Annotated in this window: 21 protein-coding genes and 11 tRNA genes; 2 read left to right on the top strand and 30 right to left on the bottom strand. The window is 53.3% G+C overall.

The window, feature by feature from the left end:
* Positions 1-57: 57 nt before the first annotated feature.
* Genes AC58P5_RS25590 through AC58P5_RS25580 form a run of 3 tightly spaced genes read right to left on the bottom strand, consistent with a single transcriptional unit; the run spans position 58 to position 4,317 of the window.
* Complete coding sequence (locus AC58P5_RS25590; RefSeq protein WP_497391660.1) at positions 58-1,764, bottom strand: response regulator transcription factor; 1,707 nt, start codon at positions 1,762-1,764, stop codon at positions 58-60.
* Complete coding sequence (locus tag AC58P5_RS25585) at positions 1,739-3,310, bottom strand: sensor histidine kinase (protein WP_497391658.1); 1,572 nt, start codon at positions 3,308-3,310, stop codon at positions 1,739-1,741. Before AC58P5_RS25585 ends, AC58P5_RS25590 begins: the two co-directional genes overlap by 26 nt.
* Positions 3,307-4,317, bottom strand: coding sequence for a substrate-binding domain-containing protein (locus AC58P5_RS25580; protein WP_497391656.1), 1,011 nt, complete (start codon positions 4,315-4,317; stop codon positions 3,307-3,309). Before AC58P5_RS25580 ends, AC58P5_RS25585 begins: the two co-directional genes overlap by 4 nt.
* A 266-nt stretch (positions 4,318-4,583) precedes the next feature.
* On the opposite strand from AC58P5_RS25580, the gene AC58P5_RS25575 reads away from it, so the two are divergent.
* Positions 4,584-5,513 (top strand): ABC transporter ATP-binding protein, encoded by a 930-nt coding sequence (locus tag AC58P5_RS25575; RefSeq protein WP_009672176.1) that lies wholly within the window; start codon positions 4,584-4,586, stop codon positions 5,511-5,513.
* Positions 5,506-6,435, top strand: coding sequence for an ABC transporter permease (locus AC58P5_RS25570; protein ID WP_497391654.1), 930 nt, complete (start codon positions 5,506-5,508; stop codon positions 6,433-6,435). The genes AC58P5_RS25575 and AC58P5_RS25570 overlap by 8 nt, the downstream gene beginning before the upstream one ends.
* A 189-nt stretch (positions 6,436-6,624) precedes the next feature.
* Here AC58P5_RS25570 and AC58P5_RS25565 read toward each other — a convergent pair whose 3' ends face one another.
* From AC58P5_RS25565 to AC58P5_RS25435, 27 genes are all read right to left on the bottom strand, one after another.
* On the bottom strand, positions 6,625-7,260 hold the full coding sequence (locus AC58P5_RS25565) for a serine/threonine protein kinase (RefSeq protein WP_497391652.1): 636 nt from the start codon (positions 7,258-7,260) through the stop codon (positions 6,625-6,627).
* Positions 7,261-7,394: 134 nt separating this feature from the next.
* Positions 7,395-8,693 carry an MFS transporter gene (locus AC58P5_RS25560; RefSeq protein WP_497391650.1) on the bottom strand — a complete coding sequence of 433 codons (1,299 nt, stop codon included), beginning with the start codon at positions 8,691-8,693 and terminating at the stop codon, positions 7,395-7,397.
* Positions 8,694-8,877: 184 nt separating this feature from the next.
* Positions 8,878-9,375, bottom strand: a complete 498-nt coding sequence (locus AC58P5_RS25555; RefSeq protein ID WP_497391648.1) for a GtrA family protein — start codon at positions 9,373-9,375, stop codon at positions 8,878-8,880.
* Positions 9,376-9,378: 3 nt separating this feature from the next.
* On the bottom strand, positions 9,379-10,140 hold the full coding sequence (locus AC58P5_RS25550) for an alpha/beta fold hydrolase (RefSeq protein WP_497391646.1): 762 nt from the start codon (positions 10,138-10,140) through the stop codon (positions 9,379-9,381).
* Positions 10,141-10,315: 175 nt separating this feature from the next.
* Entirely contained in the window at positions 10,316-10,807 is a 492-nt protein-coding gene (locus tag AC58P5_RS25545) for a hypothetical protein (RefSeq protein ID WP_497391644.1), read from the bottom strand.
* A 196-nt stretch (positions 10,808-11,003) separates the two neighbouring features.
* Positions 11,004-11,074: transfer RNA gene (locus tag AC58P5_RS25540), tRNA-Gly, on the bottom strand.
* Between the two features lie 9 nt (positions 11,075-11,083).
* A tRNA-Gly gene (locus AC58P5_RS25535) sits at positions 11,084-11,158 on the bottom strand.
* 299 nt (positions 11,159-11,457) lie between these two features.
* Entirely contained in the window at positions 11,458-12,129 is a 672-nt protein-coding gene (locus tag AC58P5_RS25530) for a bifunctional 2-keto-4-hydroxyglutarate aldolase/2-keto-3-deoxy-6-phosphogluconate aldolase (protein WP_497391642.1), read from the bottom strand.
* A 120-nt stretch (positions 12,130-12,249) separates the two neighbouring features.
* Positions 12,250-13,224, bottom strand: a complete 975-nt coding sequence (locus AC58P5_RS25525; RefSeq protein ID WP_497391640.1) for a sugar kinase — start codon at positions 13,222-13,224, stop codon at positions 12,250-12,252.
* A gap of 491 nt (positions 13,225-13,715) precedes the next feature.
* Positions 13,716-14,447, bottom strand: a complete 732-nt coding sequence (locus AC58P5_RS25520; protein ID WP_497391638.1) for a glutamine amidotransferase — start codon at positions 14,445-14,447, stop codon at positions 13,716-13,718.
* 67 nt (positions 14,448-14,514) lie between these two features.
* Positions 14,515-15,825, bottom strand: a complete 1,311-nt coding sequence (locus tag AC58P5_RS25515) for an ArgE/DapE family deacylase (protein ID WP_497391636.1) — start codon at positions 15,823-15,825, stop codon at positions 14,515-14,517.
* Positions 15,826-15,915: 90 nt separating this feature from the next.
* Positions 15,916-16,425 (bottom strand): ureidoglycolate lyase, encoded by a 510-nt coding sequence (locus tag AC58P5_RS25510; protein ID WP_497391634.1) that lies wholly within the window; start codon positions 16,423-16,425, stop codon positions 15,916-15,918.
* 27 nt (positions 16,426-16,452) lie between these two features.
* A complete protein-coding gene (locus AC58P5_RS25505; RefSeq protein WP_497391632.1) occupies positions 16,453-17,484 on the bottom strand; it encodes an autoinducer 2 ABC transporter substrate-binding protein in 1,032 nt (343 codons plus the stop codon).
* 5 nt (positions 17,485-17,489) lie between these two features.
* On the bottom strand, positions 17,490-18,434 hold the full coding sequence (locus AC58P5_RS25500) for an ABC transporter permease (RefSeq protein ID WP_497391630.1): 945 nt from the start codon (positions 18,432-18,434) through the stop codon (positions 17,490-17,492).
* Positions 18,431-19,393: an ABC transporter permease gene (locus AC58P5_RS25495; protein ID WP_497391628.1), complete on the bottom strand. Its 963-nt coding sequence runs from the start codon at positions 19,391-19,393 to the stop codon at positions 18,431-18,433. The genes AC58P5_RS25500 and AC58P5_RS25495 overlap by 4 nt, the downstream gene beginning before the upstream one ends.
* A complete protein-coding gene (locus AC58P5_RS25490) occupies positions 19,390-20,901 on the bottom strand; it encodes a sugar ABC transporter ATP-binding protein (RefSeq protein WP_497391626.1) in 1,512 nt (503 codons plus the stop codon). The genes AC58P5_RS25495 and AC58P5_RS25490 overlap by 4 nt, the downstream gene beginning before the upstream one ends.
* A gap of 155 nt (positions 20,902-21,056) precedes the next feature.
* On the bottom strand, positions 21,057-21,965 hold the full coding sequence (rbsK, locus tag AC58P5_RS25485) for a ribokinase (RefSeq protein WP_497391624.1): 909 nt from the start codon (positions 21,963-21,965) through the stop codon (positions 21,057-21,059).
* A 16-nt stretch (positions 21,966-21,981) separates the two neighbouring features.
* Positions 21,982-23,004 carry a LacI family DNA-binding transcriptional regulator gene (locus tag AC58P5_RS25480; RefSeq protein WP_497391622.1) on the bottom strand — a complete coding sequence of 341 codons (1,023 nt, stop codon included), beginning with the start codon at positions 23,002-23,004 and terminating at the stop codon, positions 21,982-21,984.
* A gap of 1,437 nt (positions 23,005-24,441) precedes the next feature.
* Positions 24,442-24,525 (bottom strand) — tRNA-Leu (locus AC58P5_RS25475).
* Positions 24,526-24,537: 12 nt separating this feature from the next.
* Positions 24,538-24,622, bottom strand: a tRNA-Leu gene (locus tag AC58P5_RS25470).
* Positions 24,623-24,639: 17 nt separating this feature from the next.
* A tRNA-Lys gene (locus AC58P5_RS25465) sits at positions 24,640-24,712 on the bottom strand.
* A 10-nt stretch (positions 24,713-24,722) separates the two neighbouring features.
* Positions 24,723-24,808, bottom strand: a tRNA-Tyr gene (locus AC58P5_RS25460).
* Positions 24,809-24,815: 7 nt separating this feature from the next.
* Positions 24,816-24,891: transfer RNA gene (locus AC58P5_RS25455), tRNA-Thr, on the bottom strand.
* Positions 24,892-24,908: 17 nt separating this feature from the next.
* Positions 24,909-24,984 (bottom strand) — tRNA-Phe (locus AC58P5_RS25450).
* Positions 24,985-25,047: 63 nt separating this feature from the next.
* Positions 25,048-25,124: transfer RNA gene (locus tag AC58P5_RS25445), tRNA-Asp, on the bottom strand.
* Positions 25,125-25,179: 55 nt separating this feature from the next.
* A tRNA-Val gene (locus AC58P5_RS25440) sits at positions 25,180-25,255 on the bottom strand.
* 22 nt (positions 25,256-25,277) lie between these two features.
* Positions 25,278-25,349: transfer RNA gene (locus AC58P5_RS25435), tRNA-Glu, on the bottom strand.
* Between the last annotated feature and the right edge of the window lie 405 nt (positions 25,350-25,754).

Raw genomic sequence — 25,754 nt, 5'->3', positions numbered from 1 at the left:
TCCGACGTGCGGCGCGGCGCCGCATGACGGGCCTCAATCACAGAAAACGCCGGAAGATTAACGCCCCCGGTATCCGGTCGGCGAAACCCCGGTTACTTTGCGGAATACCCGGCTGAAGTAGTTGGGGTCCTTGTAGCCGACCTCGAAGCAGACTTCCTTCAGGCTCAGCTCGTCGTTCTTCATGAGCTCTTTGGCCCTTTCGATGCGCAGGCGGGTGACATAGTCGATGAACGTTTCCCCCCTATGCCGCTTGAACATCTTGCTGAAATAATGAGGGCTCAGATGCACACGCTCCGCCGCCTGCTCCAGCGTAATCTCCTCGACGAAGTGTGCGTCGATCCAATCTTCCGCCTCCTTCAGCACGGAGGTCGTGCGCTCTTCGCGCTCGCTCAGCAGCCTCTGCGCGGCAAGCTCCAGCTCGCCGGGAACGCCGTGACCTGCCGCCGCGTTCCCGGCCGTGACGGGCGGGCCGCTCCCTGCGGACTCGCCGTCGTATACGCGGAAAAACGCGAACCCGTCCGCGCTTATAGCGGCGGCGCACGCTTCGGCGTAGGACCGGCGCAGCCCGGTCAGGCCGTGGTGCACTCTGCCCGCGCCGACGGTCACTTGCCGGCCAAGCTGGCCGTTCACGTAGCCGTACAGCTTGGCCGCGGCTCCTGCAGGCTGGGTGGCCTCGGTCGTCGCGGCAGGCGGGACGGACTGGCCGTGATGCGCCTTCACGGCATATTGACCGCTTTCCGCGACCACGGCATTTACCCCCGCTGCCTCTTGCCGGTCACAATCTGCCAATTCGGCATTGCCCGTATTCATGCCATGCTCTATGCTATCCGCCGACACGGCATTCGCCCCAGCCCCGCCGTCCAGGCCGCTGTCGGCCTTCCCCGCAGCCTCGGCAGCCCCGGCGGCCCCGGTTGCAGCTGCGGACGCGGTTTCACCGTAGGCCCACGCTCTTTCTTCCGCCAAAGCCTTCGGCACAGTATGCGAAGACCGGCCTGCGCCTCCGCTCTCTTCCGTCTCACCGGGCCGGATCACAAAAACGGCCAAGTGACGGCCCATAAGCGGACTGACGACGCATGTGTAGCGCGAGCGGCACCAGCTTTTGACCGCGTCGTACATATGCTTCCGGGAAGCCGTGTCCCCGTTTTTTTCAACGCTTCCCCAAAGCCCCTGACCGCCGCCGGAACGGTGCGGCTCCGCTTCTTCCAAAGCCAGCACCAGAGCGTAGCCTGAAGGGTCGGAGGGCAGAGCCAGCAGCTCCAGCAAATCCTCTTCGCCGGTTTCCGAAGTCCGCTCCCGCATCAGATGCATAGCCAGTTCGCTCTCCGCCAATGGCTCCAGACGGGCGAGTTTTTCCGTGATCTTCAGTTCCTCTTCCCGGCGGGCTTGCTCTTCATTCAATTCTTGCACAAGCGAGGTCAGGAGTCCAATCATCTGCTCCCGCTTCGCGGGTTTCAACATATAATCCCGGACTCCGATCTCCAGGGCTTGCTTCGCATACGAGAAATAATCATAAGCCGTGACGAGCACAAGCTTCATCCGGGGCTGGATCTCTTTGATGCGGCGCAGCGCTTCCAGCCCTTCGATTCCCGGCATTTTAATATCCATCAGCACGATATCCGGCCGGTTCTGCTCGGCGCGCTGAATGGCCGTCCGCCCGTTTTCGGCATGTATCACCTCGAATACGCCCGGCATGGAACGCGAGATCATCCATTCCAGCCCTTCCCTTTCCAGCGCTTCGTCATCCGCGATCAGCAAACGGTACATACGCATCCCCCCTTGTCCCGCCACATTTTCCGGTCATCTCCGGAAGTGTAAGCACCACGGTCGTGCCTTCTCCCGGAGCACTCTCGATTTCAATCAACCCGTCTGTTCCGTAAAAAAGCTGCAAGCGCCGGAATACATTTTGCGTCCCGAGGCCCGTGGACGGTTTCCTGCCCGCTCGGCTGCGTTCATACCCGGCGGCAGCCTCAGGCCGCTGCCCCCCTTCCTCTTCTCCGGCTGAGGAGATCCCTTCACTTGCAGCGAGCCCCGCACCGTCAACCGGCGCCGATCCGTAACGGAGCAGGTGAAGCCGGGTTTTCTCGTCCATCCCCGCTCCGTTGTCCGCCACGGTGACGCGGATATTCTCCCCGGCCTTCTCGATGCCGAGCCGGATGAAAGCTCCCTGCTCCATGCTTTCGATCCCGTGCATGAAGGCATTTTCCAGCAGCGGCTGAAGCGTCAGGCACGGAATCTGCTGTTCCAGCGCCCGCTCGTCGATGTCCGTCTCGAAAGAGATCCGGTCCCGGAAGCGGGACTGCTGGATCGCGAAATACTCCCGCGCGTGATCGACTTCCTCGCGAAGGCTGACCGGCCGATCCAGCTTGCGGAGATTATAGCGGAGCAGATTGGACACCGACACCGTCAGGTCGCTTGTTTTCTCGGCTCCTTCCAGGAGAGCAAGCTTGGATACCACGTTTAGCGTATTGAACAGGAAGTGGGGATTGATCTGGCTTTGCAGCGCTTTAATCTCCAGCTCTTTGACAAGTCTGTCCTTCTCCATATTGGCCCGGTTCTTAGCGATGAGTTCCTTCAAATTGACCTGCATATGCCCGAAAGCGAGCGTCAGTATGCCGATCTCGTCTTCATTCTGCACGGGCGGCGGGGCCGCGTCCAGATTGCCTTTGGACATCTGTCTGGCCGCGTGCACCAGACGCCCGATCGGCTTTGTAATGCTCTGGGACAGCCAGATGGCGAAAACCAGACTGAGCAGCATATTCACCGCGACGAGCGTCTGGCCGAGCCTGTTCATTTCGCCGGTTTTGAGCAGCATCTGCTTGTAAAGCGGCTGGTAGAAGCTCAGCTCCAAATCCACCAGGTTCTGGTGTTCCGCCTTGATATAGCCCGCGGTTTTGTCCGCTTCCTCGTACCTCTGGAGATACCGCTGCATGTCCTTGCTCTCGACCGCCGTTAGAACGGAATCCGCCGCCGTCAGATAAGTACCGAGCATATTCGCGTAATTTCTCCGAGCGAAGCTGTCCTCCTCGCTTCTGGCGTCCGCTTTCAGCTTGCCCTGGAGACTGCGCAGCTCGTCCTGGAGTGCGACGAAAGCCCCGCGCCCTTCCCCGTTCAGATCGATCAGGTAACTGCTGAGCGATCTCAAACTCTCTTCCGTTTTATGGGCAATTTCCTTGTACAGCAAAATACGGTCCATCGTCAAATGGTAACTCTCCTGGACTGTCCGTCCGCTCTGATAAATAAAAAACGTAACCGAATTCATCAAAATGACGAGAGCCGGGATAAACAGGAACAGCTTCATGCGGATACTCACGGCGCCACCGCCATTCCTACATTTTGCGGATTCAGGATATCAATCTTGGTAAAAGAAGTGTCAGGCAGCGTTTCTCCCTGAAAAAAGCGATTCAACATTTCGACCGAACGGAAGCCCATCGTATACGGCTTTTGGATCACCGTCGCTTCAATTTCCTTGCGGGCCAGCGCCTCGCGCGTCTCGGTCAGGTCATCGAATCCGAAGATGCGCACCTGCTCCTGTTTATTCAAGCTTTTGGACGCCTGCAAAATACCGAGCGCATCCAGCGCGCTCGTTCCGACCATCACATTAATGCCTTCCGTGCTGCGCAGCATGTGCTCGGCGGTTTGGGCCGCCTGGATGCGCGAAATGTTGGAGACGCCGACCTCCACGATTTTGAGATTCGGCTCGGCATCCACGACCGAACGGAAGCCTTCCAGCCGCTGCTGCTGGTTGCCGGCCTCATAGCTGCCGATTACCATGCCGATGGACGCGCTGCGGCCTTCGTAAGCTTTTGCCACAAGCTCGCCCAGCTGCCGTCCGGATTCCACATTGTCGGTACCGACATAGCTCAGCCTCCGGCTGTCCGGGCTGTCCGTATCGACAGTCAGAACGGCGATTCCCTGTTCGACGGCCTTGTCGATCAGCTTGTTGTAAGCTTCGCTGCTGATTCCCTGAATGAGAATCCCGTCCGGCTTACCCGCGATGGCCTTGCCGAAAAGCTCCGTCTGCTCTTCGATATCGTTGCGGTAAGGACCGCCGTACTCCAGCTTGATGTTATAACGCTCCGCGGCTTCCCTTGCGCCTTTTTCAATCGTCCGCCAGAAAGGGTTGTCCAGCTCCTGGGAGATCATGACCACATGCTTCGCCTTTCCGCTTGGAACCGGCGTACGGCTGCGGTCCTGTATGTCCCGGACAATTCCGTCGATCTGGGCGTTTGTATACGCAAACCTGCCGAGCAGCAGCACGAACAGCGCAAACAACAAGGCGAGGCCGACGGTCCATTTGGACGGGGCCCATTTCTTCACGTTGCTCCTCCTCCGACAGCTGGTTTTCTCGATACCCCGCTTCGTCTCAATTGGTTTGTATGCGGTTACAATTCGATGGGTACGCCTATTATAGCAAAAAATTCTTCATTCGGGCGGTCGGGGTCGGGGACCTGTTTGTACCAAGGTCGGGCAGCAAACCTAGACCTGAGTCGGTGTGATCGGACACGAACGGTCTATATAATGAGAAACCGAGAGCACTGCACGAGCGATAACGGATTACGGATTTTGTGGAGGTAGAGAAAAAAATGAACAATCAACCCGTATTGGAAATACGCGGCGTCAACAAGACGATACGCGGCAAAAAGATTATCCAGGACCTGTCTTTCGAGGTGTATCCCGGAGAAGTTTTCGGCTTTCTGGGACCGAACGGCGCCGGCAAAACGACCTTGATTCGGATGATCGTAGGTCTGATGAAAATGAACAAAGGCGACATCGTGATCCACGGACAGTCGATCCAGAACCGCTTCGAGGACGCCATCAAGCACGTGGGCGCCATAGTGGAGAATCCCGAGATGTACAAATTCCTCTCGGGGCAGAACAACCTTGTACATTACGCCCGCATGTTTCCGGGCGGTATCCCGCAGTCCAGAATCGACGAAGTCGTCGAGCTGGTCGGGCTGAAAAACCGCATCAAAGAGAAGGTCAAAACCTACTCGCTCGGCATGCGCCAGCGGCTGGGCGTCGCTCAGGCCCTGCTGCACCGGCCGTCCCTGCTCATTCTCGACGAGCCGACCAACGGCCTCGACCCCGCAGGCATCCGGGAGCTGCGCGACTACCTTCGCCGGCTGGCCCGCGAAGAAGGCATCGCCATCGTCGTCTCCAGTCACCTGCTGTCGGAGATGGAGCTGATGTGCGACCGCGTCGCCATCATCCAGCAGGGCAAGCTCGTCGACGTGCAGGATCTGCGCGGAGAAGGGGCTGCGCCGAAGGAGACGTCTTACTTCTTCGAAGTTAACGATCCGGCGACGGCACAGGCTGTGGTGCAGGAAATCGATCCGCACCTGCACGTGACTCCGCATCCGAACGGCATCGAGCTCACGATCGGACGCGAAAGAGCCGCCGATATCGGCGCTCTGCTCATTCAGGCGGGTCTTCGCCTGTACGCGATGAAGCCGCTCACGCAATCGCTCGAAGACAAATTCTTGCAGATAACGGGAAGTGATCAAATTGCTTAATCTCATTCGTAATGAAAACATGAAAATTTACCGCCGGCTGACAACTTGGATTATGGTCATTCTGCTTGTCGGACTGGTGGGACTGATTTCGTTCCTGATGCACTACGACTCCAGAGATATGAACAGTGCAGACTGGCGCCAGGCACAGACTCAGCGGATCGAGCAATTGGAGAAGACCAAAGCGGAGTTCCCTGACAACGCGGCCGATCTGGATCAGCAGATTAAGCTGGCCCAGGAATATCTGAACCGGGATGTGTCTCCGAATCAGGCTGCCGTATGGCAGGCCGTCGGCTCCATGTCCAGCCTGATCGCGGTCATTACCGTCTTCACCGTGGTCGTTGCCGCCGACGCCATGTCCGGCGAGTTCTCGAGCGGAACGATCAAGCTGCTGCTGATCCGCCCCGTTTCGAGATCGAAGATCGTGTTCGCCAAATACGCGGCAGGCTTCCAGTTCTCTATCTTTATGCTGCTCGTGTTATTCGCTTCGGCCCTGGCCATTAACCTGGTGCTTTACGGAGGCGCGGGAACAAGCCCGACCATTCTGGAGCTGAACAGCATGGGAGCCATCGTCGAGAAAAACATCATCACCGACATGTTGAGCACCTACGGGTTCAAATGCGTGGAGCTGATCATGATCGTCACGCTCGCCTTCATGATCTCCACCTTGTTCCGCAGCAACTCGCTTGCGATCGGGATCTCGCTCTGCATCATGTTCCTGGGCAACACGGTCAGCATGATTCTGAGTCGGTACGACTGGAGCAAATACCTGTTGTTCTCCAATATGGATTTGACCCGCTACCTGCACGGCCAGCCTCTGGTCCCAGGCATGACGATGACCTTCTCGATCCTCGTGCTGGCCGCTTACTTTATCGTCTTTAACGTACTGACTTGGACGGTGTTCCGCCGCCGCGACGTTATGTAAGCTCCTTTCTTCTATGGAAAAAGCCTGCCTGCAGCCTTCAACAGCCTTCGCTGCCGGCCGCTGGCGCGGAAAAACCGGTCCTCCGTCACGAAGCCAAAAAGCCGCACCCGTTTTGCAAACGGGTGCGGCTTTTTGCGTATGCCGGGCGTCAGGCTGTATGCCGCGCGGCGCAGGCGCGTCCCGCTTCCCCTAAGAGGAGTTGCGGCGGAGCCACCGGTAGCTCTTGCGTACGCCGTTCAGCAGCGTGTCCGGCATCGGGATAGGGTGCTTGGACAATAGCGGCAGATACAGACGGTAGTAGGCTTTTTTCATATCCTCCCACATCGTATCCGGCGTGTCATCCAGAAAATCGGAAACATCCAGCACTTTTCCCCGGCCGTCTTCCATCATGACATTCTTGGCATGCAGATCCTGAGGTACCAGACCCAGCTTGCGCGCATATTCACACGCTTCTTCAATATCGAGAATGACCCGCTCCGGAATCCGTATTCCCGAACGGATGCAATCGTACAACGTTTTCCCGTTCATCCGTTTCAGGATGAGATAGGGCTTTCTCGCATAGTGACAGCGGGAGTAGGCCGGGTGCTCGCCCAGCTTGCGGTAGACTTCGACCTCGTCTTCCCACCCGTCCCTTCCGGGGGCGTATACTTTAACGACCAGCCCGGGCATGTCCGGATGCGAGACGACGGCCGCGTAATTGCCCGCACCGACTAACTGCCAGGGGGCGGGAAGTTTATGTACCACGACGGGGTCGTGGGGCTTTTCGCTTTCAAAGTCGAGGCCGGGCAGAAGCTCCCGTTCGATCTTTTGTATCCATGCTTCCATTTTAGTCTCCCAACGAGTTCTTATGCTCTTATTGTAGAGGGTTCCGGGTGCCGACACAATGGACCTCCGCTTCCGCAAACAAAAAAAGAGCACGGCGCGCCGCACTCTTCCGGTCCAAGGCTGTATGCACGGAGCTAAACCGGCATGCTTTTATCCGGCGTCTCCGTCTTTGTCCTGCGGCTCTGCCGCTCCAGCAGTACTCTGCGTCCCAGGGTCAGAGCCAGGACGAGCATAACCGCTCCCGTTCCCGCGGCAATTCCGTACTGCTGAACCCAGATCGGCAGCCCCTCCGCCTTTTCATAGAGGACACCCCCGAGCAGAGGGCCCAGGAAAGCCGCCAGCCCCGTCAAAGTGTTGTACGTGGCGATAAACATCGGCCTCTCGCCCCTTGGCGTATCCCCGATAATGAAGTTGAAAGCCAGTTGGTTGAATCCCCCGGTTCCCGCTCCAAGCAGAATATGAACCCCAATCAGCACCGGCAGGACCGGGAGCCAGGCGAGCATCCCCCATAGCAGACACGACAACGACAGCAGCGGGAGCGTCCAGAACAGAAGCCGCCGGTTGCTCCATCGCGCATTAAGATTTCCCCAGACGTAGAAAGAAATCATCATCACGGCCGTTTGAAGCACCGTCAGCACGGAAATCGTCTCATAGCTTACCTGCAGCAGCTTCAGCATGACATACGAGAAGAGCGGCACCGCAATGCCCTGCAGAAAAAGCCAGAACGACAGAAAGGCCGTCGCCCTGATATACGAAGTATCTTTCATAGGGCGTGTCAGCATGGGCAGGAGCCCGCTTTCCGCGGAAGGCTCGAAGGGCGGATTCGGATAAAAAAGGTAAGCGATTACATTAAGCACCGCAGCCGTACCGATCACCAGATAAAGAACTTCAAAGCCCGCCTCGTTACCAAGGTTATCGAGTATTTGTCCCCCTACAAACAGGCACAGCGCTCCCAGAGCGTTCAGCATCATGTTCCGGATACCGAAATAACGGGCTCTCACCGACGACGGGACCATATCGGCCATGAGCGTCGACCAGACCACACCCCCGAAGGCGTTCGAGAGAAAAGCCGAGGTATACAAGGCGATGTAAGCCGGTATCCACAAGTCACGGTCCAGCACGAGCGGGATTAATCCCGTTGCCGCCCACAGGATCCGGTGAAGCCCTCCGAAGATGAGAATCTGCAGCTTCCGGTTTTTCCATCTCTGCATGAAAAAAGCCATCAGGATCTGCCCGGCGTTCACGATCGTCGTCATGGCAAGCACTAGACCGATCTGTGCGGACGTTGCGCCGAGATAGAGCAAATAACCCGTCAGGAAAGGACCGTTGAGAAGGGTTTGAACCACCGTGGCCGGAGCCCCTTCGAGAGTCGCGATCCAAAGATGTTTACGGGTCGGGGTAAAACGGTTCCAGGAGCGGGTCTTGGCCTGCACGTCGGTAGCTCTCCTTTGAGCCGGTGCTGTTTTCCGGCTTCGTCAGCAAAATGGTTGCGCTTACGCGATAGGTAAAGAAGACGGACAAAAGAAGACATCTTTTATCCGTTACAGAAGTTCAGGTACATTATACTGCAAAAATCCTCCGCCGTCTGTCTGAAATCCGGCGAATTTTATGTCCTTATTAAGGCTCCAATGATTCGCCTTCCTGGCGCTTTTCGCCCGGGGCGAAAACCCACCATTTGCTGGCCGCGTAATTCACCAGAAGGAGCAGCACCGTTACCGTCAGCTTGCTCAGCAGCATGTTCCAGCCCAGCACATCGCTGCATATATAGAGCAGCAGGTAGGACAGCCCCAGACACAGTCCGTTGACCAGCAGGAACTTCAATGCCTCCGATACCCGCACCGGCTCTTTGCTGGCAAACGTCCATTTCCGGTTCCAGAGGTAGCTGTTCAAGGTTCCGCACAAGTACGCGACCGTCTGAGCCGCACCGTAATGAAGCTGCAGTCCCGAGAACAGCAGCCAGAACACGGCCCAGTCCACCGCCGTATTGCCGACTCCCACTGCCCCGAAGCGGAGCAGACGGAGCATTTCCGGGTTAAGGCGCTTTTTTTGCCCGTTGTTGCCGTTGTTGCCGTTGTTGCCGTTGTAGTCGTTGTAGTCGTTGTAGTCGTTGTTCACGTGTCAGTTCTTCTCCTTCTCCCGGATTCCAGCCATCCAGTCTGTTATCGCTTCGGCCGTCCGCCGCGTCTGCTCCTCCGGAGAAATCGCGGCCGCATGATCGCCCTTCTGAGGGCCGTAGCTGCCGAACTGGCCGTGGTTGCCTCCCGGCAGGGTCACAAGCTTGGCGCTCTCCGGCAGGTTCTTCTTGTTCTTCTCGAAGCTGTCACGGTTCAGAACGCCGTCCTCCGAGCCGGTCACGGAGAGAACCGGAAGCCCTTTGTCCCGTAGGCTTCCTTTGTCATCGGCGTACGACGCCAGGAAAAACACCCCCCGCAGCCGGTCCGGATGCTCCGCCGCATAGCGGGCCGCCATCACGCCGCCGAGCGAGTGCCCCCCGATGACGAAGGTCTCCCCGGGACGGGCCGCCAGCACCTCCGAGGCACGGCCGCCTCCCAATACCGCCAAATTCAGCGGCATTTTGACGACGACCGTGCGATGCCCGCGCTGAGCCAGCTCCCGGGCCAGAGGCGCGTAGCTCTCCGGCTTCACAAGGCCGCCCGGGTAGAAGATCACGCCGGGCTCCCTCGGCTCCGCGCCTTCGTAGACCGTTACATCCTTGCTGTCTGTAACGGTCACACCTCCGCCGCTACGCATGGCTTCGACCGCCGCGCGGTCCGGGCCGTACGGCTTTAGATAGAATGCCGCCGCAATCCCCGCGGCAAGTATAAAGATCACCAGCGCCAGAAGCCACTTTCTGCCGCGCGATCGTCCTTTTCCAGCCATTCTCCGCCTCCTTGGATCTTCTCAGGAAATCCGTTTCGCCTCTGTTACGAGCTTGCGTTCTCAGCCGGCCGGAACCAAGGGAAGCACCTGTCCTTCTCCTGTCCTTCTCCTGTCCTTCTCCTGTCATTGATGTCTTCAACGCCTATCGTATCACAGCTCCGCTTTCCGGCCCACCTTATCCTCCCGGGCAGTTTCCCGCTGCCTCGGCAGCGGTCTTTTTGAGGGCGTCCAGGCTCTCTCCGCTCACTTCATACACCCCGCCGTCCAACTCCATCTGGTGCGAATCTCCGCCATCTTGAAACGGCACGTAAAGCCTGCGGACGTCATTGACCAGTGAGGCCACGGGAAACTCCTTCCGGATGCGGACCGACTGGCCGGGGGACAGCATAAGAAGCAGTCCGGGCTTGTCCGGCACATCCCCGGTCAGCTCGGCCGTACACTTGCAGGGCCCCTTCGCGGTAGATTCTATCACTTCCTCGGCATCGTCCACCAGACGCCGATACCGGGAATCCGCTTGCTGCACCTCTATGATGCGGCCATTCCAGTTGAGAACCACTTTCTCCGGGGTAAGCTCGGCTGAAGGCAGCCAAAGCGAAGCGGCCCCGGCCACAGCCATAGCTAATATAACGAGCCCGCAGGCCAGCCCTATCCATTTGTTCCGCCGCATAAGATCCCCCCCTGTAACGTACTTACCCAGTTAAACGGCGTAGGGCGGTAAATGTTGCGTGATCAGTAGAGGGATGGAAGGCAGTTAAAACACCCGCGTCTCGATTGTCGATTAAGGCGCGGTGAACGGTTTCTCAATCACGGCCAAGAAAAAAAGCAGCCTCCGTAAAGGAGACTGCTTTTTAATGAAGCTTGTAAGCGGGTGATGGGAATCGAACCCACGCTACCAGCTTGGAAGGCTGGAGTTCTACCATTGAACTACACCCGCAAAGGTGGTTGGAGCGGAAGACGGGAATCGAACCCGCGACCCTCGCCTTGGCAAGGCGATGCTCTACCGCTGAGCCACTTCCGCAAACTTTTCGTTCGATTCATTTCCGAATCGACAAGAGATATCATAACAAATAATTCATGAAAACTCAATCCTTTTTCCGTCGAAATTTCATTCCAATTTTTTACACCCCCTTCAAACAAGGAAAAGTCCTCATTTCCGCACCTAAAAATAAAGGACCGGAGCAGACTTCTCCGGTCCTTCCTCTTTACCTGAATGGTTCGCCTAAGCCTTCTCTTTTCACACCTGCGAAGCCCCTGCGCGATGTGACGTCGCATGAAACGCGGTGGTCAACCACACCGACGTCCAACGCGTCCGCTACTTTAAGAAAGAGCCGCTTTCGCTTCCTTGAAAGCCTGCGTGTACTGGGCCGCTTTCTTCGCGATCAGGCTGAAATCGCCGGTTTTGGACGCTTCTGTCGTCAGGTCCGAACCGATCCCCACGGCGACGGCGCCCGCTTTGATCCAATCCGCCAGATTGTCCAGGGATACGCCCCCGGTCGGCATGATGTTAGCCTGCGGCAGAGGCCCCTTGATGGCCTTGATCACGGAAGGCTCGTACAAGTTGCCCGGGAACAGCTTCACGATGTCCACGCCGAGCTCCAGCGCTTCCTGGATCTCTTTGACGGTCATCGTGCCCGGCATTACCGGCACGCGGTACCGGTTGCAGAGCGCCACGGTCGCAGGATTCAGGGAAGGCCCCACCACGAACTCCGAGCCGCTCAAAATGGCCGCTCTTGCCGTTTCCGGGTCCAGAACGGTACCTACGCCGATAATCGCGAATTTGGAGGCGTCCTGCGCCGTGCTGCTGTAGGTTTTGGCCAGCTTTTCAATGGCCTGGAGCGCAAACGGCACCGTCATCGTCACTTCGATGACTTTGATGCCGCCTTCGATGGCCTGCTCGGCGGCTTCGACGACTTCGTCGGGCGTCTTGCCTCTCAGAACGGCGACTACGCCCTGTTCCGTAATTTTTTGAATCACCTGTATTTTTTTCATCGGGTCAGTTCATCCTCTCTCGGTCTGTAAAATCAGTTTCCGCATGTTAGGCACAGCGGATTCGTTTTTTTATCTCAGCTTGGTGCAATCGCGTAAATAACGGCAGCGGTGCTGCCGTCTTCAGCGTTCGATATGACGGCTTCCCTGAAGCACGGCCTCGACTTCCTCAAGCGTCGGCAGGCCCTCCCAGTCTCCCGGAGCCTGAACGACCAGGGAACCGAGCAAACTGCCCAGTTCCACCGCCTCCAGGTGGCTTCTCCCCTGCAGAATGCCGGACAGGAAGCCTGCACAGAAGCCGTCTCCGGCCCCGATCGTATCGACGACCCGCTCCGCTTTGACAAAAGGAACGGAGGCCACTCGGCCGCCCTCGATCAGGAACGTTTCATTGTCGCCGCCTTTAAGCACCGTCACGGCACGAAGCTTGCTCAGCCTTCCGACAATTCCGTCGAAATCTTCCGTCTCGTAAAGGAGCTGAAGCTCATCCAGGCCGGGGAGAAAATAATCGGCCTCCTCCGCCAGGGCAAGCAAAGTCTCTCTGGCTTCTCCGATTCCCCACAGCTTAAGCCTCAGGTTCGGATCGAAGCAGACTTTCACCCCATGCCGTTTGGCCGTGCGGACAGCGGCGATGACCGCTTCTTTGCAGCTTTCGCTCAGCGCGGGCGTAATGCCGGTTACATGCAGAATCTTGGCACCGGCTATATAATCTTCATCCAGATCGCCCGGCTTCATAAGGCTCATGGCCGAATTTTTGCGGTAGTAGTAGACGGAGGCTTTGCCCGATACCTCTTCCCGCAACATCAAACCCGTCGGCGCCTCGGACGAAAGCACGGCCCTGGAGACGTCCACGCCTTCGCCGCGTATTTTTTTAAGCACCATCCGGCCGAAGGGGTCTTTCCCCAAGCGTCCGAACCATCCGACACGATGCCCGAGCCGTGCAAGACCGATCGCCACATTGCTTTCGGCCCCGCCGAATGAAGCGGTCAGCTGCGGTGAATATTCAATTCCTTTTCCCGAATCCGGAATCAGTAGAGCCATCGACTCCCCGAAAGTCACCACATCCGGATAAATAGGGGACTGCTCATTGCCTTGCTCCATCGTTTATCCACCTCGACCGTTAGATTCTCGCAGGCTCAGGCATCATCCACAGGCGGCACCCGGCCATGCTTGCTTTCTTTATTCCCTGTAAAAGCAATCCCTCGTCCGCACAATCATACGCAGAAAAAGCTTTTCCTATGGAATCACTCCGTACAGGTTTGTATCTCATCCTTGAATCCCTTATCGGAGAAAGCTCCGGTCCGGATTTGTTAATTTAGAAGAATTCGTCCTCTCTTCATTATAACAGAAAGCACTTCCTTTTAGGTATGAAAATGTTCATTCGAACGAAATCAAACAAAACGAACCTTTCTACTCCATTCCTGCCGTTTTTAAAAAAAACAAAAAAAGCCTTGATTGCTCAAGGCTTTCTTCGTTGTTGATCCGTGATGCGGACGAGAAGACTCGAACCTCCACGGCTGTTACACCACTAGAACCTGCTAGCCTCGAGCCAGCAGGCGCTGTTTTGGCGTATGGGAATGTTCATTGCCCCATTATTTCAAATACTTAATAAGCTTGGACCAAAAGGCCGAATAGTGCTCCCAGTTCATAAACTCCAATGATCCCCAGTGCGGCGAACAATCGCTTGCAAACGCCGCCGTCTTTCCTTCTCCGTAAGATCCAACCGTCAGAATCGCATCGCCTTTATGGCTTAGCAGTTCCTCTGCCCCCGGCTTGGCGGACAGCTTATTATAACCTAGCAGCCTAGGCCATTCTCCCAAATCATTGACCAGCGGATGCGGCTGCGATACGACTGGCGAGAAGCCGCTTGGCATCTCCACCCGATCATCCTTATCCATCATGACAACCGGCAGCACATCGGCCAATATCGTATTTCTATAATTGGCTTTTCCTTCGATTCCCATGAAGGTCAGGTAACCGCCAACCATCAGCAGGCCGCCTCCTTCGGCGACATATTGCTTGATTAGCTCAAGGGCGTCCGGAATGATTTGCATTTGATAGAAGGTTGGATTTTGGAGCAGGAATGTGTTGGCCCCTACGTCGCTAAGCACAATTGCATCATAGGCTTTGAGCTCTTCCAACGATTGAGGAAAGCGCACCTGTACTTCATGCGCAGGCATATAGGTAACGTCGATTCCCTCCTGACGCAGACAGGACAGCAAATAGGTTGCTCCCTCCTCGTACTTGGTCGAGGTAAAGCTGTCATAGCCTTTCGTATGAATCATATGCACTACCCAGGATTCGCCAACAAATAAGATTTTCATTAGTTCAAGCACCTCCGTATTTTTATATCACCAGGCCCTATACCTACGGGCTGTCTTGATTTCATTTTTACGATTCCTCGATTTCACACCAGTCCACAATCGTTTTGGCAATCATCTTGACCGCCTGAATCACTTCGGCGACGGGTGTAAATTCGTCGCTATGATGGGCAAGGCTTGGGTCGCCAGGTCCAAAGTTAACGGTCGGAATGCCGACATTCACCGGCCAGCCCATATCCGTATGGAAGCCCAGTCCTTCGATCTTCCCTTTCTCTCCAATGGCCTTCAAGGATTGGACACAGGTCTGTACAAAGGGGTGAGACACATCCGTTTCTGCACAATCGGCATCCACCAACCATTCGATTTCCGGCATATGCTCACGCAGCCAAGGATCTGATTCCGATACCTCGCGCAGAAAGTCAATCAATTCCTTCTTTACATGGCCGCCTACAAGCTTCTCGTCACGCTCCGAAGGCAAGTATTGCGCATTGAATACGATTTCCGCTTCATTCGCGAAGGAGGTCGGGTATTCCCCAGCGTTTAATTGCGCGACATGCACCTGACAAGGGATCGACAAGTAGGGATGGGTCTTGCTGGCAGCCCATTTCTCATTCAAGCGGTCCAGATGCTCCAGAATATATCTCGCTTTCTTAATCGCATCAACCGCGCCGCCGTCCTGCCAATCCGCCTGCGGCATCTCAATATGACCGCTGCGGCCTTGGATCTTGATTTTGCCCCATAAAATCCCTCGGCAAAGCGGGGCGATCGTTAGTGAGGTCGGTTCGGTCAAAATGCATGCATCCGCTCGATAGCCATGGTGGATGAAATCAAGCGCCCCCATGCCTCCCGCTTCCTCATCGACGACCGTGCCGACGACAACCGGCCCTTTTAGCTTAAACCCGCTGCGAAGAATCGCTTCGACGGCCATAATCATGGCTGCGACTCCGCCCTTCATATCAACAGTGCCGCGGCCGTACATCTTCCCGTCGATCACTTTGCCCTCGAAGGGATCGACCGTCCATTTTGAGCCTGCCATAACAACGTCGATATGACCAAACAAGAGCAGGGACTTGCCTTCCGTTCCTTTGCCGAACGTAGCCGCCAGATTAGGTCTGCCCGTAAAATCTCTTCCCGGATAATAACCCGCCATGCCTTCATATTGCTTCAGTTCATCGGCGACGGGCTCCCAGATCTCGATGTCCGCGCCCAGTTTCTCGAGCTTACCGGCAAGAAATTGTTGAAGATCCTTCTCTTTGGATGGCCCCGGCTCCTCAAAGAACCAGGGGTTGACGCTCGGAATTTGAATAAGCTGCTGTAAAAAATGAATGATTTCATCTTGATGATTCTCGATCCATTCCATCACTCTCTGTTCTTGGTTCATCTCTCTCTCTCCTTTTTGGCCGCACTCTCCTGATACAGCATGAATCCGATACTGCCGCAAGCAAGTGTATCGGGAGCGGTGCCTGCTCGCTTATTCGAATCGAACGGTAATCCCGTTAACAAAATCAACCCACGGATTGATCATTTCATCGCCGAATTTATCCTTTTTCTTCTCAATGCCAAACAAATAGCGAGCATCGTCCGAAGCCGGGTAGGCCGGGCTATGCCAGACCCCCCGGTTGATGACGATAGCTTGTCCGGGCTTAATTCGGAAGCATTTGACGGTGGATGGGTCAGGGTTTTCATCCGGATCGTCGATGTCGATGCATCTTGCTACAGGCTGCACAATCTCACGATCAAAGGTAAGCAGCAGCTCTTCACGACTGACATGTCTCTCCATTGCCGTTACGACAAATTCGCGTCGCTTGGTGATCACAAGGCCAAATCCGATCGGCTCCCACACGTCCAGCATTTGCACATAGCTCCAGCAATCCCACCCGTCACCGGATTTAGAAGGATCGATCGCGGGAAAATCCACTACTTTGCCATAGGGCGCAAAAGCCTCTTCCGTCAAATCTTCTATCTGCACCTTATACTCCATTAAGGCCGCCTCCTAACAGGGGTGTTATTAGAAATCAAAGCTGTCCACATTATCGTTGGTGACTTTAAGCGTGCCAATAAAAACACTTTGCCCGTCTACCTTCACAGTCCCTATCGTCGGAATCTCCATGCCGTCCTTGATCTCCTTGCCTTGGGCCAGTTGATCCAGGATATAGACGGTTACATAAGCCAGCTTGCCCGGATCCCAAATAGTATCTGTTTTGATCGTACCGTTCTTGATGTAATTTTTCACGAGGCTAGGCACCGCAATGCCTGTTATGGCCACTTGGTTTTTCTTCAAAGTGCCTGCCTTTACAGCTTGCTCTACTACTTCCGCGGCTGCGGGAGGTTCGCCACCGGCAAATCCGATAATGCCTTTCAGAGCAGGATAGGTTTGAAGCAGGTTTTGCGCATTGGCATACGCCTTCTGTTGATCGTCGTCGCTTGCAACGGTCGTTACGACCTCAATATCCGGATAGTTAGCCGCAAAATAGGATTTAGCCGCATTGGATTTCGCAATCTGGTTCTGTGAGCCAAGACCGGCTACCATGAACGCTACCTGTCCTTTACCGCCGATTTCCTCCCCGATCGTCTTGGCCAGAAGCTCCCCCACTTCTTGGTCTGTAGCCGGGGCTACATAATATTGGCGATCTGTGTCCGGCGCGTCACTGTCCCAGGTCACAATATTGACGCCTTGACCTGCCGCCTTTTTGAACACAGGGCCTACCGCTTTCGCATCATTGGGCGATATACCGATGCCGCTAACTTTGCGGGTCAGCATATCCTGAATCATATTAATTTGCTTGGAGGAATCCGCCTCTGTCGGCGCATTGAACAGAACTTTCACCTTCAAATCGGCTTCCGCCTTCTTGGCGCCCTTCTCTGCCGCCGCCCAATAAGCAGGGCCGATAGACTTTGGATTCATAAAGTAAGTTCTGGTTCCCGAAGCTCCCTGGTTCGTTTTGCCTCCGTTATCCGTTTGGTTCCCGCTTGTACTTCCGCATGCTGCCAAATTCAAAGCCAATACACCCGTCAGTAACGTCAATGCCAGCTTTTTCATAGGTTTCACTCTCCATTGAATTTTTTGTTTCCTACAGCAAGCAGAAGCAACGCCCCTAATATAACTGCCTGATAAAGCACGGATACACCTAATAGATTCAATCCATTACGCAAAAACACGATGATTAGCAGCCCGACAAATGTGCCTGAAAGACTCCCCCTCCCTCCAAAAATATGTGTGCCTCCTATCAGAGTCGCTGTAATAACATCCAGCTCTATATTGGTACCCGATGTCGCCTCTGCGCTTGCCAGACGCGAAACCAGAAATATACCCGCCAAGGCCGAAAACAATCCGCTAAGCATAAAGAGGATAAACCGGATGCGTACGACCGAGATGCCTGAGTAGCGGACAACCTCTTCATTGTTGCCAATGCCGTACACATAGGTGCTGAATCTTGTTTTCTTCATTACAAAGCTAGCCAAAAGGAACATCACCACAAGGAAAATCGCATTAACCGGAATGCCGCCAACATACTGCTGGCCCATAAAGTAGAATGCATCCGGAAAGCCGCTAATGGGTCTGCCCTGATTGATCACGTAGACCAGACCCCGCAGCATCACGAGCATGCCGATGGTGACGACAATAGCCTGCATGCGGTGCCTTGCGATCAGATAGCCATTAACCGCCCCGCACAGCAAGCCGGCCAGCAGCCCAATGATCACGCTGATCCGTATATCGAGGCCCCGCTCAAAGGCAACTCCCATACATACAGCGGAGAAAGCCAGAATAGAGCCAACCGATAAATCCATGGCACCGGATATGATGATCATGGTCATCGGTATGGCGATCAGCCCTACTTCAACCATCTGGTTCAGCACATTCATAAAGTTAGTGACGGTCAGGAAGTAGGGAGACAAGAAGCTGAACAGCACGATTATGACGAGCAGTAGCAGCATTTGAACGATCAGCTTATTTCCTCTAAACGGGAACCGGCTTGTCCATGCACTCATACCAAATCCCCCTCTTTACCTTTGTTTTGCCGTATGCGCTGCAGCGTATTAATAACAATTGCCAGAATAATCAGAAAACCGGTTGCGGCATCGACCCAGAACGGAGAAACCTTGGATATAATGAGTCCGTTTTTAACGATGCCCATAAAGAGCACCCCCAGCATCGTTCCGGCTACGGTACCGACTCCTCCAAATATGCTACCCCCGCCGATAAGAACGGCTGCCATGACTTCAAATGCTAAACCGCTGCCTGCTGTCGAGGCTTGTACACTGCCTACCTTGGCTGAGAAAATAACCGAGGCGATCCCGACCAGCAAGCCGGTTAATACATAAACCTTAAACTTGGTTCGGGCTACACTGATTCCCGCAAGCTTGGCTGCCGGACCATTCCCTCCAATAGAGTAGACTCTTCGGCCCACGCGTGTGAATTTCATTAAATAGATGAAGATTGCTATCAGAATGACGGCTATTAGCAGCGGAAAGGAAATGCCCAGCAAATACCCTTGTCCGAAGAATCGAAATCCTTCCGGAAAGTTCGTCATCCAGGTCCCTCCGCTAATTCCTACCGCAACGCCCCTGAAGATGTACATGGTGGCCAAGGTGACGATGATGTCCGGTATTTTCCTTACCGCGATGAAATAACCGTTGACCATACCGCATAGAACCCCGATGCATATCCCCATTGCGGCTGCAATCCATGGATGAATGCCATGGCTGAGAAACAACCCGACAGAAGTCGCTGTCACAGCCAGCACAGAGCCAACCGATAAATCCATGCCCCCCAGCAGAATGACCATCGTCATCCCGATTGCCACGATAAACATGGAGATGTTCTGATCCAGAATCAGCTTCATATTTTCGAATTGCAAGAAGTCGGGTGAAATGATGGAAAACAACAGTGTGACGAGAATGGTAAATAAGATAATAGGCGCTTCATGCACATTGAGCAGGCGTTTCATAAGAGGCCTCCTTCTGAGAGAGGGTGTGAAGCACGCTGCAGCAATTGTTCCTGGTCAGCCTCACCATGTGCAAATTCATGTACGATCATGCCTTTGTACAGCACCAGGATCCGATCACTGAGGCCAATTACCTCCGGCATTTCGGATGAAATCAGCAGGATGCTCAATCCTTCCTCGGCCAGTTGATGAATAATATTGTAGATCTCCGCCTTTGCTCCGACATCAACTCCCCGAGTCGGCTCTTCCAGAATAAGAATATCCGGATTCGTGGCAAGCCATTTGCCAATCACGACCTTTTGCTGATTGCCGCCACTCAGAAAGTCAACGCTTTGTCCGTCGCTGGGTGCTTTAATCCGCAGCTTCTCCATATATTCCCCGCTCATCCCTTTAATACGCGCCTCGTCCAACACCATGTACTTGGAGAGCTGGGGCAGCATCGGAATCGACAGATTTTGCCGGATTGACATCGGTTTAATGATGCCTTGTCGGTGACGATCCGGTGGAACATAGGCAATCTTCTTCGCTTTGGCCTGGCTCGGGCTATTGATTTTCACCGCTGCGCCATGAATGGCGATTTCACCCGTTCCCCGCTTTAGACCGAATAAACGCTCGGCAATCGTATGCGTGCCCGAACCCGGAACGCCGAACAGCCCTAATATCTCTCCCTTTCGCAGCTCAAAAGATACACTGTGTGCGGAATCGAGCGACAGCTGCTTGACCTGAAGCACAACCTCTTGACGCTGCTTTTGCTCCCTTACCGGATATAGCTGGCCGACTTCTTTGCCCACCATCATTTGAATCAAGCTCTGTTCGGTCACCTCTTCGATCCCTCGGGTATCAATCTTGGCTCCATCCCTCAGCACCGTTACCTTATCTGCGATTTCAAATATTTCCTTCATGCGGTGGGAAACATACACAATAGCTACGCCTTGCGCTCGAAGCCGGTTGACCACATCAAACATTTTTTTCACTTCGTTTTCCGGGAGTGCGGCCGACGGTTCATCCATAATGAGCACATCCGCCTTAAAAGATAGCGCTTTCGCAATTTCGATTACTTGCTGGCTGTGGACTCCAAGATGCCGGACCTCCTGGCGGACATCAATTTCGCCTCCCCCTATGGAATCAACCAAACGCTGTGCCTCGTCATACATTTTGGACCATTGTATCCGTCCGAATCTGCCCACCATTTCCGGACGGTCGATAAATATATTTTCCGCCGCTGTCAAATTAGAAAACAAATTGAATTCCTGATGGATAATGGACACTCCTTGCCGCTGGGCGTCAAGCGGGTTGCCGAATGTCACTTCTTTGCCCTTCAGTCTGATCGTTCCTTGCGTCGGTGAATATACGCCGGACAAAATTTTCATCAGCGTAGATTTTCCTGCTCCGTTCTCTCCCATAAGCGCATGAACCTCGCCCGGATACAATTCAAAGCTAACGTCGGATAACGCTTTGACTCCTGGAAATTCCTTGCTGATGCCTTCCATTTTCAAAACCGGATGCCTCATCGTTCGACCTCCTATTCACCTTGCCGGGTTGCTTTTTGGATAACTTTAACAAGACTAAGCGTTAAATCGTCAAAGTCATAGCATGCAGGTGTCCCTTTCCAGGAAAGAAACCCCGTATATGGCCTGTTATATAATGCCCTTATCGACCGGTTATTCTACTTTGCCAGAAACGCCTGTACCTGATCATCTGTCGGAATCGAGCTCTGGGCGCCTGGTTCAGATACGGCAAGCGCCGATGCTGCTGTCGCGTAACGCAGACAATCGCGCAGCTCTGCTCCCGTTACATATTTAGCTGCGAACGCTCCGATGAAAGTGTCTCCGGCCGCTGTCGTATCCACTGCATCAACCGAAAAGGCGGGAAATGTGATTAAACTTCCGGTTTGGTCCATATAGATCGAGCCTTTGCTTCCTAAAGTAATAATGAGTCGAGGAATGCCGTCTTTAAGCATTTTCTTCCCGGCCTCCAGTGCCTGGCTGCTTCCTTCAATACGGATGCCGCTTAGCGCCTCGGCCTCGACCTCATTCAGAATGAGGAAAGTGACCTTGCTCAGTTGGCTCTGGTCAAACCCAGCTATTGGAGCAGGATTCATAAATACCGGAATACGCTTCTCTGCCGCTTTATCCAGCACCCTTTGATTGGCTTCAGGCGATATTTCATTTTGCAGCAAAATGACGTCGAAACCTGAAAGGTCCAATTGATCTACCTCGTCCGCACCATACCTTCCATTAGCGCCTGAGGACAAAATAATGTTGTTCTCACCTGCTCCATCTACTGTAATCAAGGCAATTCCCGTCATACACGCCTTCTCGGCAACATAATCAAGATCAATCCTGTCCTCCGCCAATCCCCTGCGTATGTCGACGCCGAAGGAATCCGTGCCCAATCCCCCGGCCATAGCGACCGAAGCACCCGACCGAGAGGCGGCAACCGCCTGATTAGCCCCCTTGCCTCCAATAAAGAAACGGGTCTCGTTGCCCTGTATCGTTTCGCCTGGAACCGGGTGACGCTCAACTTTTGTGACAATATCCATATTCATGCTTCCCACTACCAAGATTTTCGCCATGGCTCTCCCCCCAGTATTACTCCTTCAGTCTTTTGACTGAGCCGAATTTCTTCAATTCCACATCCAATATCATTTTTTTCAGCTTCGTTCGTTCTTTAGGCTCTCCCTTGATTTTTTGAATGAGCATTTCCGCCGCTTGAATTCCCATATCTCTTGTCGGTCTGCTCACCACGGTCACTCTAGGCTGCACGAACTGAGCAAGCTCGTTATCATCAAAGCCAATTAAAGAAATATCCTCCCCGATTCGTAGATTCAAATCGCGTATCGCTTTAATCGCGCCTGTGCAGATGACGTTGTTAGCCGCAAATATGGCTGTCGGCGGCTGCCCGGATTGCATAAGCTCCGTCGTAAATCGGTAGCCGTCCTCTTCCAGCCAATTCCCCTGCTTGTGATAGGCAGGATCGGGTGTCAGACCGCTCTCATGCATAGCTTGACGATATCCCCAATAACGGTCCTTGCCGTCGTTAAAATCATGCGCCCCATCTATAATGGCAATACGTTCATGACCATAGTCCACGAAGTGCTTGGTCGCTTCGTAAGCGCCGCGGAAGTTATCGATTAAGACACCATCGTGTCCGCAATCGTTGATATAACGGTCGACAAGGATGGTAGGCTTGCGAATATTCCGGTAAAACTCTGCATTCTTATGCGTACCGATTAAGATGATCCCATCCACATTTTTCCCAAGGAAGCTTTCAAAAAATTCTTCCTCTTCCGCCTCATCGCTATTCGTGGCGACGACTAGCGTGAAGAAGCCTTCCTTCTTGGCTACCTCTACCATACCGCCAATGACTGCGGTGTAGAAGGGATTCTGAATCTCCGGCACCACGACGGAGAGCATGTTGGTTTTTTTATTGACCATCGATGCAGCCATCGTATTCGGCACAAAGTTCATCTCTTCGATTATTTTGAGTATTTTCTTGCGAGTGGCTTCGCTTACGCGATCCCGTCCATTCATCACTCGGGATACCGTAGCTACAGATACATTTGCTTGCTTGGCCACGTCCTTAATTGTAATTTCCTTGTTCGTCTTAGCCACCCCCCTTCCTTTAGTTTAATGTCATAACGTTTTCTCAATATTTCCCCTTTGACAATAAACGCTATGAATCTAATCCATCATTTATTTAATGAAAACGGTTACGCAATTTCTAGTTTCATTCTAGTACGTTCCCAATAAGATTACAATAGTTTTTTTATAAAAAACAAAAAAGAATAAAACGCTTACATCTTTTATACATAACCTTTTATATTAGGTATTTGTTCGGTATTTAACTAATTTATTATTAAATTTTTGTAAATATGTCATTTATTATTACATAAAATCAAGCTTTTCATTGATATCGAGTAGGCCTCAGGACAAACATAGGACTTTTGTTAGAATCCAACTGTCAGCCGCTCCTCAAAAAACTAGAAACGTTAACCCGTTGTTTCCCTCATTTAAAACTTCCTTTTTTAAACAATTGCTTGTCAAAACGTTTACGCAATTTGTTTGAAATTGCACATTGTTAATGTAAAACAAAAAGCCTGGAGAAATTAGGAATAAAACCCTTTAATACCACCCGGCTTGCTGACTCTTACTTTAAGGATGCATGATAATTCTCAGGAAGATTGCTGTTCCCAAGAGCCTTTGGCTAGATCTATTTTACAAGACCTTAGGACGGAAATTGTAGCATGTAATACAGTATCGAACATATTACCTAGCAGCTTACTCAAACGCTATAAAACGCCGAATTAGACACAGAATCTAATGAACCACTGATTAGTGTATGTGGTGCCGGTGAGAGGACTCGAGCCTCCACAGTTTCCCTCACGATTTTGAGTCGTACATGTTATTTGTCCAAGATGAGAAACATAAAACCCGCGAAAAGCCTTGTATAATCAAGGTTTCGCGGGTTTTTTAGATTTTCCCAGGCTGCGAGGAGATAAAACATGTCAGAAGCTGGTTCAGAACCGACTATCATTCCTGATCCTTTTACGAAACATTTTAAAGACGTTTAAGCTGTCAACAAGCACCGTTCGGCATTTCCATCCGACAAACTCTACATGGTCTAAGACGGGGAGAAATTGTGGGTCTTAAATGGCAGGCTATCAATTTTCAGAACCAAACGTCGACCATCCAGTACACTGTTATTCCGGTCTCTTATGGGGGTAAACAAATTACACTTGCAAAAGACAGAGCTAAGTCCAGCCATCGGACGTTGCACCTCGTTCCATGAAATGCGCCGAATTCGTTTTCACGATCTTCGGCACAGTTGCGCCAGCCTATTGCCGGCGAACGGTGTAAGCATGAAGGAGATTCAAGAATAGCTCGGTCATAGTCGCTTCTCCACTGCAGCTAATAGCTACGCTCATTTGGATTACAGGTTCAAGCTTTCTTCTGCCCAGGTAATGAGCACCAGCTTAAAGATAAGGTATAATAAAAAGGTTTCTGCCCTGCCAGAAAAAGCAGATCAGAAACCTTTCTATTGATGCGTGATGCGGACGAGAGGACTCGAACCTCCACGGCTGTTACACCACTAGAACCTGAATCTAGCGCGTCTGCCAATTCCGCCACGTCCGCATGAGGATTTGATGGTGCGGTCGGAGGGATTTGAACCCTCACGCCCATTGGGCACTACCCCCTCAAGATAGCGTGTCTGCCGTTCCACCACGACCGCATAAGACACTTGAAAAGTGAGCCATGAAGGACTCGAACCTTCGACACCCTGATTAAAAGTCAGGTGCTCTACCAACTGAGCTAATGGCTCTTAAAAAAACTGGTGGAGGCTGATGGATTCGAACCACCGAACTCGTCAGAGAACAGATTTACAGTCTGCTGCGTTTGGCCACTTCGCTAAGCCTCCATGAAACTGGTGCCGTCGAGAGGACTTGAACCCCCAACCTACTGATTACAAGTCAGTTGCTCTACCAATTGAGCTACAACGGCATATAAGGTTGTCTAAATGGTGGCTCGGGACGGAATCGAACCGCCGACACGAGGATTTTCAGTCCTCTGCTCTACCGACTGAGCTACCGAGCCTTGCATGGTTTGCACCAACCCAATCGGAATATGCGGGATCGATGAACGGTTGTGAAACTTAAATGGCGGAGCTGACGGGATTCGAACCCGCGGTCTCCTGCGTGACAGGCAGGCATGTTAGGCCTCTACACCACAGCTCCAAGTACTATTCCCTACTCCAGGAAAATTATGATTGTCGGACTCATAAACTCTGGATGGTGGACGCTGACGGGATCGAACCGCCGACCCTCTGCTTGTAAGGCAGATGCTCTCCCAGCTGAGCTAAGCGTCCATATATTATGGTAGGAATAGAATGACCCGTAGGGGATTCGAACCCCTGTTACCTCCGTGAAAGGGAGGTGTCTTAACCCCTTGACCAACGGGCCTTGATGTTTGTCTTTTTTGGCGACAAGGATTATTGTATCAGAAATTTAAAAGATTACAAGCTTTTTCTTCTATCCAAAATATCCTAGAAATTTCCGCTATATGGGCATGCTGTTTTGAACGGATAAAATTGCAGTTTTCCTAGTAAAATCAAGGATTTCGGAGATCACGCTTGAAAAGTGGCAGAACGTATCCGGATCACTGGGTGTACATTTTCGAGCATGATACAGGAACATAAATTCGCATGCAAAAGCAGGACTCTCATTGTGGTTGACCACCGTCATGTGACGCCAAACACTGCGCTGACATATATTCGTATACGCGGGCATGACTCTCCATTCTTCCAATGCGCGCGATTCACAGGCGGCGTTACGGAGCTGCGCGGCAGTCGGTCGCACCCCACTTAT

The sequence above is a fragment of the Paenibacillus sp. JT31N7 genome (genome assembly GCF_059692095.1).
The sequence above is the reverse complement of the archived record's forward strand: the minus strand, read 5'-3'. Positions and strand labels throughout refer to the sequence as shown.